This window comes from Arthrobacter senegalensis, from assembly GCF_059091765.1.
This window is the reverse complement of sequence record NZ_JBNHGZ010000001.1, coordinates 208,311-225,901: the sequence shown is the minus strand read 5'-3', so window position 1 is coordinate 225,901 and position 17,591 is coordinate 208,311. Positions and strand designations below refer to the sequence as shown.

Below are 17,591 nucleotides of genomic sequence, written 5' to 3'. Positions count from 1 at the left end.
ACGGCGGGGTGTCGCCGTCGGCAGCGGTCGCGGCCTACAGGGGCGAGGGCGGCAAGCCGTCCGCGGCCAGGTAGGCGTTGAGCGTGTTGGTCCGGTGTGCCCGGGCCGCCTTCTCCACTTCGCCGGCGCTGGCACCGGCGTCGATCAGATCCAGCAGTTGCTCGTGTTCCTCGACGGAGGAGCGGGCACGGCCGGGGATGTGGCTGAAGCTGGAGGCCCGCATGGCGTTGAGCCGGTTCCAGCCGCGGTGCACCAGGTCCAGGATGTGCGGGTTGGGGCAGCGTTCGTACAACCCGGCGTGGAACCGGTCGTTGAGCTGGGTGAAGCGGCGCGGATCGAAGTCTTCCAGGCAGCGGCGCAGCTCGGCGTTGACCGCTCGCGCCTCGGCCAGGTCCGCGGCGGAGAGCAGCGGCGCGGCCAGGGCCGTCGCCGCGCCCTCGATCACGGCCAGCGTCTGCATGGTGTGCAGGTACAACTCGGCGTCGACGGCCGCGACCGTCGCCCCGATGTTGCGCTCGAACGTCACCAGGCCCTCGGCCTCCAGCCGGCGGATTGCCTCGCGCACCGGTACGGTGCTGCAGCCAAGCTCCGCGGCGATGTTCCCGAGGACCAGCCGGTAGCCGGGCACCAGCTCGCCCTTGGCGATCCGCTCGTGCAGCAGCTCGTAGGCCTGTTCCGACTTGCTGGGGGCCAGGGTGGTCACTTCGGCTGCTCCGCGACCCATGCCTCGTAGCGTGCGCGCCATTCGGCGTTCAGGGGGAACAGGCCCTCGATCTTGTGGCCTTCCTTGACCATCTCGAAGACGAAGCTGTCCTGGCGTTCCTGTTCGACGACCTCGTCCGCGATCTCGGCGGCCAGGGCCGGCGGGATCACCAGGATGCCGTTGTCGTCGGCCACGATGATGTCGCCGGGCTGGATGGTGGTGCCGCCGCAGGCGACCGTCACGTCGGTGTCCCAGGGCACGTGCTTGCGTCCCAGCACCGCCGGGTGGGCACCGTTGTAGAACGTCGGGATGTCCAGCGCCGCCACCTCGGAAAGGTCGCGGACGCCGCCGTCGGTAATGATGGCCTCCGCGCCGCGCACCTGGGAGCGCAGGGCGAGGATGTCGCCGAGGGTTCCGGAGCCCTTCTCGCCGCGGGCCTCCATGACCAGGATCTCGCCCGGACCGAGCGCGTCGATGATGCGCTTCTGCGCGTTGTAACCGCCGCCGTGCGACTTGAACAGGTCCTCGCGGTTGGGCACGTAGCGCAGGGTACGGGCGGTGCCGATGACCTTCTGGCCCGGCTTGGTGGCCAACAGGCCGTCGACGCTGACGTTGTTCAGCCCGCGCTTCCGCAGCGCGCCGGAGATGGTGGCGGTGGCGACCGACAGCAGCTTGGCCTTGACGTCCTCGGTCAGCGCGGACTTGCCGGTGATTGCCGGCGCCAGCCCGGCCGCTTCCTCGCTGCCGAAGGCATCGATCCGGTCGGCGTCGGTGATCTTGGGAGTGTTGCCGAAGGACGCGAATTCCGCTTCGCCCTGGGTGACGGTGGTCGACAGGCGGCCGGTGCTCAGCCCTGCGGCTTCGTCGGAGACCTCGACCTCGACGACGTCGCCCGGCACGATTACGGAGGAGCCGGCCGGGGTTCCGGTAAGGATGATGTCCCCCGGATGCAGCGTCATCAGCTGCGACAGGTCGGCGATAATCCGGGCGAAGGAGAAGATCAGGCCCGCGGTGGTGTCGTCTTGGACGACCTCGCCGTTGACCCAGGTGCGGATCCGGAGGGCGTCCGGGTTGACCGACGCCGCGGGCAGCAGGGACGGGCCGATCGGTGTGAAGCCGTCGCCGGACTTGGAGCGGACGTTGGAGCCCTTGTCGGCGTACTTGATGTCGTAGACGCCCAGATCATTGCTGGCGGTCACGTGACCCACATGATCCCAAGCCTCGTCGATGCTGATACGGCGGGCAGGCTTGCCGATGATCAGGGCAATCTCGCCCTCGAAGGCCAGCAGTTCGGTGCCAGCGGGGCGCTCCACGGTGCCGCCCGAGAGGGCCAGCGAGGAGGAGGCCTTCATGAAGTAGGAGGGGTGCGCCGGAACCCGTCCGCGCTGTGCCGCCCGGGAGTTGTAGGACAGGTGTACGGCCAGCACTTTGCCGGCGTCCTCCAGGATCTGGGTATCCACCGTTTGCAGCGTGCCCGCGGACTGGGTGACGTTGGCTTCGGACAAAGCTTCCTCCTGTGAAGTACGAAATCGTATATGATCCATCATGGCCTGTGGCGAGGGCCACGTCAAGAACGTGGGGGACATTTTCTTGAACGACCGGTCGGCCGAACCCGATGTGCTGCGTGCCTGTCTGCGAAGGTCACGGTGGGAGCAGTTACCCGTCAGAAATGCCAACCCGCATATCTTGCATCTCCCGGGGAACCGCCTAGAGTAAATGCATATGCATGGATTTGCGTGCGTACCGCTCAAGGAAGTGATTGTGTAATGAAGGCTTGGCAGTTTACAGAAATCGACACACCTCTCTCGCTCAATGAAGTTGCCGCACCGGAACCTGCTGCGGATGAAGTTGTCCTGGACATCAAGGCCGCCGGGCTGTGCCACAGCGATGTTGGATTCATTGACGGCACCTTGACGTCGCTGCTTCCGTTCCGGCCTATCACGCTCGGCCATGAGATCGCCGGTATCGTCTCAGCGGTCGGTGCGGATGTCACGACCTTCTCGGTGGGGGACCGAGCCGTTATTCCCGCCGCGATCGAAGGCCCCGGCACCTCGCTTGACGGGGGCTTCGCAGAAAAGGTGAAGGCCCCCGCACGGTTGGTGGCACCGTTGCCGGACGGCGTCCCGTTTGATCAGGCGGCGGCCGCGACGGATGCCGGTATGACTTCCTACCACGCCATGATGGTTCAGGGCAGACTCAAGCCGGGGATGAAGGTCGGGGTTATCGGCCTGGGTGGTCTGGGATCACTCGGAGCGCAGACGGCGATAGCCAACGGCGCAGAACTGTACGTGGCCGAAGTCAATGAGAAGGTGCACGCGATGGCACTCGAGATCGGTGCCACAGCAGTAGCCAAGGACATTCGGGATTTTGCCGACAAGGAACTGGACCTGGTCGTCGACTTTGCAGGCTTCGGCACTACAACCGCCGGTGCCGTCGACATCGTTTGTCGCGGTGGCCGCGTCGTCCAAGTGGGGCTCGGACGGAGCGAAGGCACCATCAACCTCCAGCAGCTAACGCTGAACGAAGTCGAGCTGGTCGGTTCCCAGGCAGGAACGCTGCAGGACTGCGCCGACGTGCTTCAGCTGATGGCAGATGGAAAACTGTCGGCCCACATCAGCCAGATTTCCTTCGACGAAATCGGAGAAGGCATCGGGAAGTTGGCTCGCGGCGAGGTTATTGGCCGGCTGGTCGCTTTGATCGACTGATCCAGCGAAGTCCGCGGTTCCTGGACACACAACACAAGGCACCTCCAGCCCAAGTTGGAGGTGCCTTGTGTTGCGTTCAATGCCTCGTTCAACCCACGCTGGGAGCGCGGTTCGGCGGTGCGGGGATAGCCACGTTCCCCGTGATGTGCCCGCCGGTACGCTCTTCGATCGCCCCGGCCGAGTCCGAGCCGGTCGTACCGCTCAACAGCGCAGGTGACGCCAACGCAGGGGATGACAACACGGGTGCCGTCGCGACGATCTGCTCCGGCAGCGGCGCCTCCGCCAGGTTCCGCAAACTCAGGGCCACTTCGTGCGCGGTCGGACGAGCCTCCGGGGCGCGGCGGGTCATCCGGGTCAGCAGGTCCGCCCAAGCGGCGGGGAGGGCGTCCGGAATCTCGGGGTCGCGCAAGAGCCGGGCAAGGGCCGCTTCCATCGGTGTGCCGGAGAATGCCTTTTCGCAGGTAAGGCATTCGAGCAGGACCAGCGCCAGCGAGTACACGTCACTGGCCGCGGTGACGGGGTTGCCCAAGGCCTGTTCGGGGCTGAGGTAGTTCGCGGATCCGATGGTCGCACCCTGGGCGGTGGCCATGGTGGCTTCGACCATCCGGGCGATGCCGAAGTCGGTGAGCTTGGGGTGGTGCCGCGTATCTTCCGTGTGGCCGTTGGCCAGCAGAATATTGGCCGGCTTTACGTCCCGGTGCACGACACCCTGACTATGGATGTAGTTGAGCGCGTCGGCCAAATCTGCCCCGATCTGCGCGGTCTCCACCTCGGAGAGAGGCCCGCCTTTCAGCCGGCGCCGCAGGTCGGACCCTTCAATCAGTTCCATCACCAAGTAACTGGTGGTCGCGCCATCGTCGGCTGTGTGCAGGCCGGCATCCAGCAAGGTCACCAAACCGGGGTGGTTCAGCGTGGCCAGCAGCAAGGTTTCGGTGTGCTGCCGCCGGTACTCGTCATCGTCCGGCGTCGTCGGTGCGAACATTTTGACCGCCACGTCCCGGCCCAAAGATTCGTCCACAGCCCGATACACGGACGCTGCCCCGCCGGTGCCTATGAGCTCCCGTGTCCTGTAGCGCCCGCCCAGGAATACCTCCATCAAGCCTCCACGCCCCAGGAATTTACGTTCATCGAGAATTGTACCGACCAAAAGCTCCGTTGGCGGCACCGAAAAATGCGCGAACGGTTAACCAGCGAGGAATTCGATGGCGGCGGTCTTGAAGGCCCGGGAGGTCACTGCATTGGCGTGCGTACGTGCGGGCAGCCACATCAGTTCCGCCGCGTCGGAGAGCGCAGCCAGCTCCGGTGCGGTGACGGCCAGGTCGTCCTTGTCGCCGGCCACCAGGAGCACCGGCATCCTCGGCACGGCCTCGGTCGGGACGAAGGGTTCGGTTTTGATCGCCTCGATCATGGTCATCAGCGCGAAGATGTCATTCGACGGCACCAGCTTGGCCATCCGCAAAAGCTCGGCGGTGTTGACGTCCTCGATGGGCGTCCCGTCCGCCAGGAAGCGCTGGGCAGCGCGCAGGTCGAAGTCCGCCAAGGGGTCGCTGCTGCCGGGTCCGCCGAGCACCATCCGCCGGACGAGTTCCGGCTGGGTGGCGCCGAACTCCCACGCCAGCCGCGCTCCCAGGGAGTAGCCGATCAGGTCAACCCCGGTGTCGGCGTCGTTCTCTTTCAGCGGACGGACCTTGGCGTCCTGGACCAACTGCAGCAGGTCGGCGCGGATCCGGCTGGGGGCGTAGGCGTCCATTTCTTCGGGGGCGGCGCTTTCGCCGTGGCCGGGAAGGTCCACCGTGACCACGCGCCGGCCGGCCTGGGTCAGCGCCGTAATCCAACCGGCGTCCTCCCAGTTGAGTTTGCTGGAGGAAGCGAAACCGTGCAGCAGGATCACCGGGCGGCGCGGACCCTCGGTCCCTTCGGCGGCCTCGTGCACCTGGACGTGCAGGCGCGGGTCGAGGCCTTCAACGGTGTGCTGCGGGGTGTTTCCCATGCTCAGTCCTCGTCGTCGAGCGCCGCCGTCAGGCGGACGCGGCGCTTGGGCGCTTCTTCCTTCGGTACGGTGCCCACAATACCGGCGGTGTCATCGGGAACCTCGAAAACGATCAACGGTTCGCCCACCTTGATGATGTCGCCGGGTTCCCCATGGATTTTCACCACTTTGCCCGCCTGCGGGGAGGGCAGTTCAACGGCGGACTTGGTGGTCTCCACCTCGACCAGCGGGTGGTTGCGCTCGACCTGCTCGCCCTCGGAGACGAGCCATTCCAGCACGGTTGCCTCGATCAGGCCCTCACCAAGATCCGGCAGGGGGAACGTAATTTCAGCCACGGCGATACTCCAATACTCGCTGGATCCCGAACAGGATGCGGTCAATGTTGGGTACGTACTCGTCTTCCAGGTCTCCCGAAGGGTACGGTACGTCGAATCCGGTCACCCGCTCAACAGGTGCCCGCAGGGTGTTGAAGCAGCGCTCGGCAATCAGCGCGGCTACTTCCGCACCCAGGCCGGAGGTCAGCGGTGCCTCGTGCACGACGACGGCGCGGCGCGTCTTGGCCACGGAAGCGGCCAGTCCTTCGGCATCGATTGGCTTCAGCCAGCGCAGGTCCAGCACCTCGATCTCGATGCCGTCCTCGGCGGCGAGCTCGGCGACCTGCAGGCAGCGGGCCACCATGGCGCCCCAGGCCACCAAGGTCAGGTGCTTGCCTTCGCGGACGATCCGCGAGCCTTCGGGGGAGTAGCCGTCCGGCTCGGGGGAGGTGTCCACCGGCCCCTTCTGCCAATAGCGGGACTTCGGCTCCATGAAGATCACCGGGTCGGGCCGCGTGGCCGCGTGCTTGAGCAGGTGGTACGCCTCGTTCGGGCTGGACGGGGAGACCACCTTCAGGCCGGGTACGTGGGCGAACAGCGATTCCAGCGACTCGCCGTGGTGTTCGGGAGCGCGGATGCCGCCGAAGCTGGGTACCCGCAGCGTGATGGGCATCGGCATGGTGCCGCGGCTGCGGTAGTTCATTCGGCCCACCTGGCAGACAATCTGGTTGATCGCCGGGTAGGCGAACCCGTCGAACTGCACCTCGGGGATCGGGTGGTAGCCGGCCATGGCCAGGCCCACCGACATGCCGAGAATGCCGGATTCGGCCAGCGGGGTGTCGAAAACCCGAGCTTCGCCGAACGTCTTCTGCAGGCCATCGGTGATGCGGAAGACACCGCCTAGCTGTCCGACGTCTTCGCCCAAAACCAGTGCCTTGGGGTTGTCCTCCAGCACCTCTGCCAGCGCGCGGTTCAGTGCCCGCTGCATGGAGAGCTGTTCGACGGCGGTGACGTGGCCGGGTTCCACCACGTCCGCGGATTCCTGCTGGGCGCTCGTTTCTGTGGTGTTGTCGAAGGCGGCTTCAAGGTCGCTCAGGGTCTTGTGCTCAGACATGCTCGGACTCCTCCCGCCAGGCGCGTGCCTGGGCCTTCAGCGCGTGTGTGGGTTCCTGGTAGACAAAATCGAACATCTCCGTGCCGGGACGGGAACCAAGTGCCGCCACGCCTTCCCGGATCTGTTCTTCTTCCGCCTTGGCGGCCGCGAGCACCTCGGCGAAGAAGTCCTCGCCGGCGATGCCGTCGGCTTCCAGCCGGGCCCGCATGCGCAGCAGCGGATCCTCGCCGCCGTCGGCGCGTTCCTCGGCCAGGGTACGGTAGCGGCCGGGGTCGTCGCTGGTGGAGTGCGGGCCCCGCCGGTACGTCATGGCTTCCACGACGGCCGGCCCGTTGCCCGCCCGCGCATGGGCGAGGGCGGCCGCCGTCGCCTGGTGGACCGCCACGGCGTCATTGCCATCCACCTGGAGGGACGGCATGGCGTAGCCGGCCGCCCGGGCGGCAACCGAGCCCCCGGCCACCTGGCGCTCGGTCGGCACCGAGATCGCAAAGCCGTTGTTCTGGATGAAAAAGACCACGGGAGCCTTCATGACCGCGGCGAAGTTCATGGCTTCGTGGACGTCGCCCTGCGAGCTGGCGCCGTCGCCGAAGTAGGTGATGGCCACGCCGAGTTCGCCGGCCGGGGTGCCGGAAAGCGTCTGCCCGTGCGCCCAGCCGACGGCGTGCAGCACGGAGCCTGCCACGACGGCTTGGATCGGGGCGAAACGGGTGGCTTGGGGATCGTAGAGCCCGCCGTGCCAGGTCGCCTTGTGGGTGGCCATGTACTCGACCATGTCCACGCCCACCGTCCGGGCCACGCCCATCTCGCGGTAGGTCGGGAAGACGAAGTCGCGGGACATGTCCAGCGCATACCCGCTGCCCACCTGGGCGGCTTCCTGTCCGAGTTCCGGTGCGTAGCCGGGAATCAGGCCCTGGCGCTGCCACCGGATGGCCGATTCGTCCAGGTGGCGGACCGACACCATCAGCCGGTAGAGCTCCTTGAGGTCCTCTGCGGACAGGTCGGGCCGGGCCGACGGGTCCAGGGAAAGAACGCTGCTCATGCCTGCTCCTCCACGTAGTTATAGTGCCGCCGCCTCCCCGCGGGGGAGGAGCGCGACGGCGTCACTTGCTTACGGTGACACTAATCACCCGACGTGGAGTGCGCAATCTGCCATGCGATCACCAAACAGTGTGCACAGTTAGCTGCCCCTGATGGCAATAGCTATAAACAGATTGCATACCGCTAACGGCGAGGTGAGCTTTCGGCAGGTGTTCGGCGCCCGGCGATTTTTGCAGCTGCAGCTATCGCGGCGATCAGCACCAGGGTCGAGAGCAGCTGGATTCCCGTTGTCGGGGAGAAGAAGCCCAGCACCAGGATTGCGGCCAGCAGGGCAAGGCCCGCGTACGTCATCGCCGGGAAGCCGCGCATCCGGAACGGCAGTTCCGTGCCTTCGCGGTCGCCCCGGCGGCGCAGCACCAGTTGGGACAGCAGGACCATTCCCCAGACCACCAGGCAGGTGGACCCGACGACGTTCAGCAACACCGGCAGGACGCGCTCGGGGAACAACAGCTCGAGTACGGCCGCCACAAAGCCAAACGCCACGGACGCCATTACCGCCCTGACGGGAACCCGCCGGGTGCTGAGCCTTCCGAGGGAAGCGGGCGCCTCGTTTCGTTCCGAGAGGGAGAAGATCATCCTGGATGCGCCGTACAGGTTGGCGTTGAGCGCCGAGAGCAGCGCTACCGCGGCGACCAGGGTGATGGCCACATCTGCGCCGGGGATCTGGGCGATCGAGAGCACCGCGGCAAAGGGCGAGGCCAGTGCCTCCGAATCCCAGGGCACCGTCAGCGCGATCACCAACACCGAGCCGAAGTAGAACACCAAGATGCGCCAGACGACGGTCCGGATGGCCTTCGCCACGCTGGCTCCCGGGTTTTCCGTTTCCGCGGCCGCAACGGCGACGATCTCGGTCCCGCCAAAGGCGAAGATCACCACCAGCAGCCCGGCGCCGATGCCGGCGATGCCGTTGGGGGCGAAGCCGTCCTCGCCGAAGATGACGCCCAACCCGGGCGACGGGACATTGGGCAGCCAGCCGAACAGCAAGGCGGCGCCGATGGCGAGGAACGCCAGGATGGCGATGACCTTAAAGATGGCGAACCAAAACTCGAATTCTCCGTAGTTGCGCACCCCGAACAGGTTGACCGCGGTGAAGACCACCATGAACACCAGCGCGAGCAGCCAGACGGGCAGCGCCGGCCAGACCGTGGCCAGCAAGCCCGCGGCGCCCACTGCTTCGGCCGCGATCACCACCACCAACTGCAGCCACCAGAGCCAGCCGATGGTGGCGCCGGCGGTGCGGCCCAGCGCCTTCTCGGCGTACGTCGAGAAGGCACCGCTGCTGGGGTTGGCGGCGGCCATCTCGCCCAGCGCCCACATCACGATGATCACCAACGTGCCCGCGAGCAGGTAGGAGATCAACACGGCCGGACCGGCGGCTTGGATGCCCGCTCCGGAGCCCAGGAAGAGCCCGGCACCGATCGCGCTGCCCAGTCCCATCATGATCAGCTGGCGCTGCTTCATCCCGTGGCCGAGCCCGGCGGGCGGTCGGGCGCCCGGGTCGCGGTGGTGAGTGGCGGTAAAACGCGGCATCGACTGTCCTGTCGTTTGGCGAAAGCAGCCCGTAAGCTGACAATTTGTCTAGCAGTGTCCCACAACTGGCGGCACCGAACCCGAAAGGACGCACAGCGTTATGCAGATCGACTCTCTCGATGCCGATATCGTCACGCTGTTCACGGAGGACCCGCGGATGTCCGTTCTGGAAGCGTCCCGGGTGCTGAAAGTAGCGCGTGCCACAGTACAGGCCCGGCTGGACAAGATGCAACGCGCCGGCGTGACGGCGGGCTGGGGGCCGCGGCTTTCGCCCGAGGCACTGGGGTACGTGGTGCGAGCCTACTGTTCGTTCGTGATCCGCCAGGAGTCCGGGCACGACGCCGTGGCCGCCGCGCTCGCCGACATTCCCGAGGTGCTGGAACTGCACACCGTCTCCGGTGAAAGCGACCTGCTGGCTTGTGTCGTCGCCCGGTCGAACGCGGATCTGCAGCGGGTGCTCGACCAGGTCATGGCGACCAATACGGTGCTGCGGTCGTCGTCCGTGATCGTGCTCAACAGCCACTTCCGGGAGCGGACCCTTCCGTTGGTCCAGGCTGCCGCCGATCCTCGCTGACCCCGGAGGAAAGGGCGGCGCCGCCGTCGTCGACGTCGACGTCCCGGATTACCGCCACACGGCCGAGCCCCGCGGCGGTTCCGGCAATCACCGCGCAAATGGCAGGCAGCGGAGCCGTGCCCGGAGCCAGCAGGGCGGCGGTTCCCCACGTGAGTGCGGCCAGCCCTGCTGCAAATACCAGCACATGCACCCACTGCCGGCGAACCGGGCGCAGCAGCAGGCCCAGCAGCAGCGCGAAGGGGGCGCCCAGCAGGGCGGCGAAGAAAATGCTGATCGTCAGCACCAGGCCCCAGAAGCTGAGGGCAGCGGAGTGCGGCGACGACAGCTCGTCGATGATGCTCAGGACCAGCGAGATGACGAACCACGCCCCGACGGCGACCAGCCAGCCCTTGATGAAGGCGTAGCGGCCAAGGATGACGCGATGGTGCGGCGGGCGTTCCTTCCTGCCATACCTGCGCCGGAGGATTTCGTTGTTGTCCGGTGGTACGAACCGCCGCCGTCCCCGTGGGTGCATGGCTGAAGCCTAGCCCGGGGAGTCCGGCGCCACGCGGGCGGCCACGCCGGAATGCCGCTGTGCGTCCATTCCCTCGTGTCAGTCTGAGGTTGTCGGCTCCGGCTTTTCCAGTCCGGCGAAGGGCGCAAGGTCCCGTCGGAAGTTCTCGATGTCGCGTTCCGACAGCGCGGTGGCGCCGTAACCCAGCGTGATCGATCGAGGTGCCCACCCGTGCTCCGCGACTTCTGCGGCTGCCTCGCCGGACGGGTCGCGGGACACATCCAGCAGGGTGATCGACAGCCACTGGGAATCTGCGTGTGCCGCTCCGCTCCACACCCAGTACTCGTCCGGATCATCGGTTCCGAAGCGCTCACGCTGTTCCCGCTGCCAGGTTTCTTCGTCGCCGTGCGGCGATGACTGGTGATCAAAAACCAGCGCATCGAAACCATGGTCCGCGAGTATCCCGTTCACCATGTCAACGATGCGCTGCCAGTCTTCAGGCGCCGGGGGAGCGGACCCGCTGATGCGGTTGGTGGAGTTGTAGGTGGAATACGCGGACTTGCCGCCGTACCCGTTTCCCTCCTGCGGATACCAGCCCGCTTCCCCGTCGCCCCGCCAGCGCAGCCCGTACTCTCTGCCGAGCGCGGATTCCACGTCGGACAAAAGGGCTTCCGCCAGTGATTCGGCCTGCTCTCGGGTAGGCCCAGACAGTATTTCTTCGGCTGAAATGTGGGCGTGGCCCGGATAATCACGCCAGTCCACAGTCGTCTTACGACCGCTCGTGTCGATGTAGGTGGTGGTGGGCGAGGCCGAACAACCAACGAGCAGGGCGACGACGAAAAGCCAAAGACCCGTGGGCACGGGCCACCTGGGGCGCGCGGGTCGTGCTGTCTGCATCCGTACCCTTCGAAAGAGGTTTGCCAATAAGTTCCCACGGTAGCGGGGGAAAAGCAGTAGCGGTACGAACACGCGGGCCAGCCGGAGATACAAGGGCGGGAGGCCTCCCCGGTCCGCCATGATCCCGGCGCCGTCACAAATCGCCGGCGTTGGGGTGTGATTGGGTCAACATGACCATAACCGGCTAGAATGAGTTCTAGTCACTGTGACTTTTACTCGAAACCGGGGGAGGAGGCGGCCATGCCGATTCACGCGGCCAATGTGTCGGAGCGGGCGCAGCAGCCCCCTGAACTGGCCATCTCCACGGTCATCTTCGCCCTCCGTCCGGACCCGGAGGCGGGTCGCCCCACCTTGTGGCTGCCGCTGGTCCGCCGCACGCGGCAGCCGTTCCGGGACCTGTGGGCGCTGCCCGGCGGTCCGTTGAGTGCGGCCGAATCCCTCCAGGACGCCGCGGCCCGGAACCTTGAGGAGACCACCGGCCTGCAGCCGAGCTACCTGGAGCAGTTGTATGCGTTCGGCGGCCTGGACCGCTCACCGGCGCAGCGGGTGGTCTCCATCGTCTATTGGGCGCTGGTGAAGCCGGACGAGGCGGCACTGGCCCGCGAAACCGAGAACGTGCGCTGGGTCCGCGCCGATGAACTTGGCCAACTGGCGTTTGACCACAACCAGATCGTGGATTACGCGCTGTGGCGGCTGCGGAACAAGGTGGAATACAGCTCCATCGCGTATGCCTTCCTGGGATCCACTTTCACACTGGCCCAGGTCCGCGAAGTGTACGAGGCCGTGCTGGGCAAGCAGTTGGATCCGGCCAACTTCCGCCGCCAGCTGCGGGCGACCCCGGACATCGAACCGACCGACGAGTACCTGCAGGGCGGCCGGCACCGGCCGCCCCGGCTCTACCGCTACACCGGCAGCGCCGCGCAGCTCAGGGGCAGCCCGCCCGCCTAACCCGCTCCCCAGCGCACCCGTGGCAACAGTCCCGCGGCAACCGCCCCGCAGGCCGGCAAGGCCCCCGCACCCGCCACCCATACCCGCAGTCCGCCACGGATTTCCCCGACCTGACCCCCTGCCCAACAACGGAGAACACCATGTCATCGGTCAACAGCACCATCCAGCTGATCACCCGCGAGGAAGCGCTTGCCGGCTCCCGCGCGCCCGCCGCCTCCACCTGCACGCCCGATCTGGCCAAGGGCCCGTGGGCCTTCGACACCGCCGCGGGCAGCGGTGCCTGGGCGCCCTCCTACGGGCCGGGCGCGTCGATGGCCGATCCGGCGCCGCCCGCCACCCCGCGGCAGGGCGAAATCCCGGCAGAATACCGGCTGGCCGGCGATGCGGAGCTCGAGGAGCGGATCCTGGCCGCCAAGGCCAAGCTGGGCGACAAGCTGGTCATCCTCGGCCACTTCTACCAGCGCGACGAAGTGGTCAAATACGCCGATTTCGTGGGCGACTCGTTCCAGCTGGCGCGGGCCGCCAAGGAAAAGCCGGAGGCCGAAGTCATCGTCTTCTGCGGCGTGCACTTCATGGCGGAAACCGCCGACATGCTTTCCGGGCCCGAACAGGCCGTGATCCTGCCGAACCTGGCCGCCGGCTGCTCCATGGCGGACATGGCGGACATCGACTCGGTGCAGGCCTGCTGGGACCAGCTCGCCGGCGTGCTCGGCAGCGGTCCGGACGCCGACGGCAAGGTCCCAGTCATCCCGGTCACCTACATGAACTCGTCGGCCGCGCTCAAGGGCTTTTGCGGAGAGAACGGCGGGATCGTCTGCACGTCCTCGAACGCCGAGACAGTGCTGGAGTGGGCCTTCGAGCGCGCCCACCGGGTCCTCTTCTTCCCCGACCAGCACCTGGGCCGCAACACGGCCAAGGCCATGGGCGTGCCGCTGGAGCAGATGCCCATGTGGAATCCGCGCCAGCCCCTGGGCGGCAACGACGAGGCGGCGCTGCAGGAGTCGCGCGTGATCCTCTGGCACGGCTTCTGCTCCGTGCACAAGCGCTTCACCGTGGACCAGATCGAGAAGGCACGCGCCGACTACCCGGGCGTCCGGGTGATCGTGCACCCCGAATGCCCCATGCCGGTGGTCGACGCCGCGGATGAATCCGGTTCCACCGACTACATCCGCAAGGCCGTGGCCGCCGCCACCGAGCCGACCGTCTTCGCGATCGGCACCGAGATCAACATGGTCAACCGGCTGGCCGCCGAGTACCCGCAGCACACCATCTTCTGCCTCGACCCGGTGATCTGCCCGTGCTCCACGATGTACCGGATTCACCCGGGCTATCTGGCTTGGGTGCTGGAAGCCTACGCCGGAACCGGCCAGCTGCCCGGCGGTGAAGTCCTCAACCGGATCACCGTGCCCTATTCGGTGGCCGTTCCCGCCCGCGTGGCGCTGGAACGGATGCTGGCAGCCAGGCCGTGAACCTCGAACCAACCCGGCGCGTGGCGGTGGTGGGGTCAGGCATCGCCGGGCTCTACGCCGCCGCGCTCGCCGCGGAACGCCCGGACACGGCCGTCACACTGATCACCAAGGGCGGGCTGGCCGAGTCCAACACCTGGCACGCCCAGGGCGGAATCACCGCGGTCACCGCGCAGGGAACTGCGGCCGGCGATTCCGTGGCGGCGCACATTGCCGACACGCTCGCCGCCGGCGCCTTCATGAACGACGACGGCGCCGTCCGCCTGCTGTGCGCAGGTGCGGCGGCGGAAATCGCCACCCTGGAAGAGTGGGGCGTGGCCTTCGACCGGCACGACGGCGAATTGTCGCTCGGGTTGGAAGGGGCCCACTCGGCGCCGCGAATCCTGCACGCCGGCGGAGACCGCACCGGGGCAGGCATCGCCGAAGTGCTGATCCGGGTGGTCCGCGGCCTGGCGGAGGCGGGCCGGCTGGAGATCCTCGAGCACACGATGGTGCGGCGGCTGCTCACGGCCGGCGCGCGCGTGGCGGGTGTGGAGCTGATGCCCATGGGAGCAGGGGCGGTGCCCGATCACCTCGACACCGACGTCGTGATCCTCGCGACCGGCGGTGCCGGGCAGCTGTACCCGGCCACCACCAACCCCGCCGCCGCCACCGGCGACGGCGTGGCGCTGGCCTGGGAAGCCGGTGCGGTCTTGGCTGACCTGGAGTTCATCCAGTTCCACCCCACCCTGCTGGACCCGGCGGCGACCGGCGGCAGGGCCTTCATGATTTCCGAGGCGGTACGCGGCGAAGGGGCCGTGCTGGTGGACGCTGCGGGGGAGCGGTTCATGCCGGCGCTGCATCCGGACGCCGAGCTGGCGCCCCGTGACGTCGTTTCGCACTGCATCCACACTCAGCTCCGGCTGCAGGAGGACAACGGGCTGCTGCCGCAGGTCTTCCTGGACGCCACCGGACTCGAGCGGGAGAAGGGCGCCGGTTTCCTGGCGGCCAGGTTCCCGATGATCGACGCCACGGTCCGTTCGCTGGGCTTCGACTGGACGCGGCAACCGCTGCCGGTGCGTCCGGCCTCGCACTACTGGATGGGCGGCGTGCGGACCGACCACGACGGCCGGACCTCGGTGCCCGGGCTGCTGGCCGTGGGCGAGGTCGCCCGCACCGGAGTGCACGGGGCCAACCGGCTGGCCTCGAACTCACTGCTGGAAGGCTTGGTTTTCGCCCGCCGTGCCGTGCGCGCGCTGGACCGGCCGGAGGCCGTGCCGGTGTTCGGTGCCGTCCCGCTGGACGTCGGGGCCCCGCCGGGCCGCCCGTTGCGTGCAGGGGCCCGCCCCGGCCGACAGGACGCGCCGGCCGGAACCACCGCGTGCACCCGGCAACAGATCCAGGCCGTGATGGCGGCCGCCGCCGGCGTGGTCCGCGATGGGCCCACGCTGCGGGAAGCCGCCCGCCAGCTGGCGCGGTGGCATGTGCCCGTCACCGACGCCGCCTCGGCCGAGGACGCCGCACTGCTGACGGTGGCACGGCTGGTGGTTGCGGCCGCCGCCGCGCGGCGCGACAGCATCGGCGCCCACTACCGCAGCGATCACACCCGGGCCCCGGCGCACCGCCGGCACCTGGCCTATGTGAACGCCGCCGCGGTCCCCGCCCCCGCCACCTTTTCCCCAATGTCTTCCCCCACGTCCCAGCCAGTCCTGCAGGAGCAGCCATGAACCATATCCAGCCGATCGACCGGACCGCCATGGAGCGGATCGTCGCCGGGGCGCTCTTCGAGGATGCGCCGTGGGGCGACGTCACCTCCGCTACGCTGATTCCGGCCGACGCCACGGCCACGGCGGAGCTGGCCGCCCGCGAGCCCGGCGTGTTCTCCGGCGGTCCGGTGCTGGCCGAGGTCTTCCGCCAGGTGGATCCGGGCGTGCGGGTGGAGCGTAAAACCGAGGACGGCGCCGCCTTCGAGGCCGGCGAGGTGCTGGCCGTCCTGACCGGAAACGCGCGATCCATCCTGCTGGGCGAACGGGTGGCTTTGAACCTGCTGCAGCGGATGAGCGGCATCGCCACGCAGACCGCGGCCTTCGTCCGGGAAGTGGCCGGCACGGCGGCCCGGGTGGTGGATACCCGCAAGACCACCCCCGGCCTGCGGGAGCTGGAGCGCTATGCCGTGCGCTGCGGCGGCGGGCACAACCACCGCTACTCGCTCTCCGACGCCGTGATGGCCAAGGACAACCACCTGGCCGTGCTTACCGCCGACGGCAGCCGGGACCTGACCGAGGCGCTGCTGGAGGCGAAGGCCAGGCTCCCGCACACCGTCCACTTCGAGGTGGAGGTGGACAGGGCCGAACAGATCGAACCGGTGCTGGCCGCGGGCGTGGACACCATCATGCTGGACAACTTCAGCGTCGACGAACTCCGCGCCGGCGTTGCCCAGGTGGCCGGCCGCGCCATCGTCGAGGCCAGCGGCAACGTGCGGTTGGACACCGTCGGCCAAATTGCCCGGACCGGCGTGAACGTCATCTCGTCCGGCGCGCTTACCCACAGCGTGCGGTCGCTGGACCTGGGCCTGGACATCCGCATTGCCGCGGGGCAGGCGGCCGAAGGGGCGTCGTCGTCGTGATCTATCTGGACGCTGCGGCGACCGCCCCGGTGCGCCGCGAGGTGCTGGAGGCCATGTGGCCTGCCTTGACGCAGGACTTCGGCAACCCCTCGAGCCACCACACCGTGGGAGAGACGGCCCTGCGGGCACTCGATTATGCCCGGGGCACGGCCGCCGGGGTGCTGGGCTGCCGCCCCGGCGAGATCATCTTCACGTCCGGCGGGACCGAGTCCAACAACCTGGCGGTCAAGGGCATTGCGCTCGCTTCCCCTCGGGGCAGGCACGTCATCACCAGCGCCGTGGAACACCCCTCGGTGCTGGAGGCGGTCGACTACCTGGCCAGGTTCCATGGCTTCGAGGTCACCCGGGTGCCGGTCGATGCCGCGGGCATGGTCCGCGTGGACGAATTGGAAGCCGCGCTGCGCGACGACACCACGCTGTGCACGGTCATGTACGCGAACAACGAGGTGGGCACCATCCAGCCGGTCGGGCGCATCGGCAGGCTCTGCCGGGCCGCCGGGGTCCCGTTCCACACCGATGCCGTGCAGGCTGCCGGCTGGCTGGACCTGGACGTCGCGGCGCTCGGGGTGGACGCCCTCAGCGTGTCCGGTCACAAGCTGGGCGCGCCCAAGGGCTGCGGGCTGCTGTATGTCTCCGGCCGGGTCCCGCTGGAGCCGGTGCTGCACGGCGGCGGGCAGGAGCGCGGCAGGCGGTCCGGCACCGAGAACGTCGCCGGCGCGGTCGCCGTCGCCACCGCGCTGTCGCTGGCCGGGGGCGAGCGGGCGGCCGACGCCGACCGGCTTACGCGCTACCGCGACTACCTCATTGACACCGTCCTGCGGGAACTGCCCGGCACCATGTTGACCGGTCATCGCACCGAACGGCTGCCCGCCAGCGCCTCCTTCTGCTTCCCGGGAACCTCCGGCGAGGCGGTGCTGCTGGAACTGGAACGCCGCGGGGTGGTCTGCTCCAGCGGGTCGGCCTGCGCCGCCGGCTCCGACGAGCCGTCCGCGGTGCTGCTGGCCATGGGAATCGAACCTGCCGTGGCGCAGACCGCGGTGCGGCTGACCTTCACGGCCGGCGTGAAGGAAGCCGAGATCGCCCTGGCGGCCCGCTCCGTCGTCGCCGCCGTCCAAGAGGTCCAGGCGCTGCGGCGCTAAGGTTCCCGACGACGC

General features: G+C 68.1%; 17 protein-coding genes. 7 read left to right on the top strand and 10 right to left on the bottom strand.

Annotation, left to right across the window (positions count from 1 at the left end):
- Positions 1-34 precede the first annotated feature (34 nt).
- Positions 35-724 carry a GntR family transcriptional regulator gene (locus tag AC5RVG_RS01045; RefSeq protein ID WP_494012398.1) on the bottom strand — a complete coding sequence of 230 codons (690 nt, stop codon included), beginning with the start codon at positions 722-724 and terminating at the stop codon, positions 35-37.
- On the bottom strand, positions 700-2,172 hold the full coding sequence (locus AC5RVG_RS01040) for a fumarylacetoacetate hydrolase family protein (protein ID WP_494012987.1): 1,473 nt from the start codon (positions 2,170-2,172) through the stop codon (positions 700-702). Before AC5RVG_RS01040 ends, AC5RVG_RS01045 begins: the two co-directional genes overlap by 25 nt.
- Positions 2,173-2,469: 297 nt before the next feature.
- Between AC5RVG_RS01040 and AC5RVG_RS01035 the strand changes: the two genes are divergently transcribed.
- Positions 2,470-3,408, top strand: coding sequence for a zinc-binding dehydrogenase (locus tag AC5RVG_RS01035; protein ID WP_494012397.1), 939 nt, complete (start codon positions 2,470-2,472; stop codon positions 3,406-3,408).
- An 88-nt stretch (positions 3,409-3,496) separates the two neighbouring features.
- On the opposite strand, the gene AC5RVG_RS01030 is transcribed toward AC5RVG_RS01035, so the two are convergent.
- The 6 genes from AC5RVG_RS01030 to AC5RVG_RS01005 form a co-directional block, all read right to left on the bottom strand.
- The gene (locus AC5RVG_RS01030) at positions 3,497-4,504 is read right to left on the bottom strand and encodes a serine/threonine-protein kinase (protein WP_494012396.1); all 1,008 of its coding nucleotides are present in this window, start codon (positions 4,502-4,504) and stop codon (positions 3,497-3,499) included.
- Positions 4,505-4,591: 87 nt separating this feature from the next.
- Positions 4,592-5,398, bottom strand: coding sequence for an alpha/beta fold hydrolase (locus AC5RVG_RS01025; protein ID WP_494012395.1), 807 nt, complete (start codon positions 5,396-5,398; stop codon positions 4,592-4,594).
- A 2-nt stretch (positions 5,399-5,400) separates the two neighbouring features.
- Positions 5,401-5,733 carry a biotin/lipoyl-containing protein gene (locus AC5RVG_RS01020; RefSeq protein ID WP_494000078.1) on the bottom strand — a complete coding sequence of 111 codons (333 nt, stop codon included), beginning with the start codon at positions 5,731-5,733 and terminating at the stop codon, positions 5,401-5,403.
- Positions 5,726-6,700, bottom strand: coding sequence for an alpha-ketoacid dehydrogenase subunit beta (locus AC5RVG_RS01015; RefSeq protein ID WP_494012986.1), 975 nt, complete (start codon positions 6,698-6,700; stop codon positions 5,726-5,728). The genes AC5RVG_RS01020 and AC5RVG_RS01015 overlap by 8 nt, the downstream gene beginning before the upstream one ends.
- 118 nt (positions 6,701-6,818) lie before the next feature.
- Positions 6,819-7,865, bottom strand: coding sequence for a thiamine pyrophosphate-dependent enzyme (locus tag AC5RVG_RS01010; RefSeq protein WP_494012394.1), 1,047 nt, complete (start codon positions 7,863-7,865; stop codon positions 6,819-6,821).
- 182 nt (positions 7,866-8,047) lie between these two features.
- Complete coding sequence (locus AC5RVG_RS01005; protein ID WP_494012393.1) at positions 8,048-9,454, bottom strand: amino acid permease; 1,407 nt, start codon at positions 9,452-9,454, stop codon at positions 8,048-8,050.
- Positions 9,455-9,554: 100 nt separating this feature from the next.
- On the opposite strand from AC5RVG_RS01005, the gene AC5RVG_RS01000 reads away from it, so the two are divergent.
- The gene (locus AC5RVG_RS01000; RefSeq protein WP_493979767.1) at positions 9,555-10,028 is read left to right on the top strand and encodes an Lrp/AsnC family transcriptional regulator; all 474 of its coding nucleotides are present in this window, start codon (positions 9,555-9,557) and stop codon (positions 10,026-10,028) included.
- Here the strand turns inward: AC5RVG_RS01000 and AC5RVG_RS00995 are convergent.
- Together AC5RVG_RS00995 and AC5RVG_RS00990 are read right to left on the bottom strand one after the other, a co-directional pair.
- Positions 9,967-10,542, bottom strand: coding sequence for a hypothetical protein (locus AC5RVG_RS00995; RefSeq protein ID WP_494012392.1), 576 nt, complete (start codon positions 10,540-10,542; stop codon positions 9,967-9,969). The two genes, AC5RVG_RS01000 and AC5RVG_RS00995, sit on opposite strands and share 62 nt — an antisense overlap.
- Positions 10,543-10,620: 78 nt before the next feature.
- Entirely contained in the window at positions 10,621-11,382 is a 762-nt protein-coding gene (locus tag AC5RVG_RS00990; protein ID WP_494012391.1) for a hypothetical protein, read from the bottom strand.
- Positions 11,383-11,658: 276 nt separating this feature from the next.
- Here AC5RVG_RS00990 and AC5RVG_RS00985 point away from each other — a divergent pair, with 276 nt between their 5' ends.
- The 5 genes from AC5RVG_RS00985 to AC5RVG_RS00965 all read left to right on the top strand — a co-directional run bounded on the left by AC5RVG_RS00985 (position 11,659) and on the right by AC5RVG_RS00965 (position 17,576).
- On the top strand, positions 11,659-12,366 hold the full coding sequence (locus AC5RVG_RS00985; protein WP_494012390.1) for an NUDIX hydrolase: 708 nt from the start codon (positions 11,659-11,661) through the stop codon (positions 12,364-12,366).
- A gap of 140 nt (positions 12,367-12,506) precedes the next feature.
- Positions 12,507-13,835, top strand: coding sequence for a quinolinate synthase NadA (gene nadA / locus AC5RVG_RS00980; RefSeq protein ID WP_494012389.1), 1,329 nt, complete (start codon positions 12,507-12,509; stop codon positions 13,833-13,835).
- Entirely contained in the window at positions 13,832-15,538 is a 1,707-nt protein-coding gene (gene nadB / locus AC5RVG_RS00975) for an L-aspartate oxidase (RefSeq protein ID WP_494012388.1), read from the top strand. The genes nadA and nadB overlap by 4 nt, the downstream gene beginning before the upstream one ends.
- A complete protein-coding gene (nadC, locus tag AC5RVG_RS00970; RefSeq protein ID WP_494012387.1) occupies positions 15,535-16,437 on the top strand; it encodes a carboxylating nicotinate-nucleotide diphosphorylase in 903 nt (300 codons plus the stop codon). The genes nadB and nadC overlap by 4 nt, the downstream gene beginning before the upstream one ends.
- Positions 16,434-17,576, top strand: coding sequence for a cysteine desulfurase family protein (locus tag AC5RVG_RS00965; RefSeq protein WP_494012386.1), 1,143 nt, complete (start codon positions 16,434-16,436; stop codon positions 17,574-17,576). Before nadC ends, AC5RVG_RS00965 begins: the two co-directional genes overlap by 4 nt.
- Positions 17,577-17,591 lie beyond the last annotated feature (15 nt).

What these genes read in the sequence shown, in the direction of transcription:
- nadA (WP_494012389.1), top strand. Translation starts at nt 12,507, where the DNA reads ATGTCATCGGTCAACAGCACCATCCAGCTGATCACCCGCGAGGAAGCG.
- AC5RVG_RS01045 (WP_494012398.1), bottom strand. Translation starts at nt 724, where the DNA reads ATGGGTCGCGGAGCAGCCGAAGTGACCACCCTGGCCCCCAGCAAGTCG.
- nadC (WP_494012387.1), top strand. Translation starts at nt 15,535, where the DNA reads ATGAACCATATCCAGCCGATCGACCGGACCGCCATGGAGCGGATCGTC.
- AC5RVG_RS01000 (WP_493979767.1), top strand. Translation starts at nt 9,555, where the DNA reads ATGCAGATCGACTCTCTCGATGCCGATATCGTCACGCTGTTCACGGAG.
- AC5RVG_RS00985 (WP_494012390.1), top strand. Translation starts at nt 11,659, where the DNA reads ATGCCGATTCACGCGGCCAATGTGTCGGAGCGGGCGCAGCAGCCCCCT.
- AC5RVG_RS01010 (WP_494012394.1), bottom strand. Translation starts at nt 7,865, where the DNA reads ATGAGCAGCGTTCTTTCCCTGGACCCGTCGGCCCGGCCCGACCTGTCC.
- AC5RVG_RS01015 (WP_494012986.1), bottom strand. Translation starts at nt 6,700, where the DNA reads ATGCAGCGGGCACTGAACCGCGCGCTGGCAGAGGTGCTGGAGGACAAC.
- AC5RVG_RS01035 (WP_494012397.1), top strand. Translation starts at nt 2,470, where the DNA reads ATGAAGGCTTGGCAGTTTACAGAAATCGACACACCTCTCTCGCTCAAT.
- AC5RVG_RS01005 (WP_494012393.1), bottom strand. Translation starts at nt 9,454, where the DNA reads ATGCCGCGTTTTACCGCCACTCACCACCGCGACCCGGGCGCCCGACCG.
- AC5RVG_RS00995 (WP_494012392.1), bottom strand. Translation starts at nt 10,542, where the DNA reads ATGCACCCACGGGGACGGCGGCGGTTCGTACCACCGGACAACAACGAA.
- AC5RVG_RS01025 (WP_494012395.1), bottom strand. Translation starts at nt 5,398, where the DNA reads ATGGGAAACACCCCGCAGCACACCGTTGAAGGCCTCGACCCGCGCCTG.
- AC5RVG_RS01030 (WP_494012396.1), bottom strand. Translation starts at nt 4,504, where the DNA reads ATGGAGGTATTCCTGGGCGGGCGCTACAGGACACGGGAGCTCATAGGC.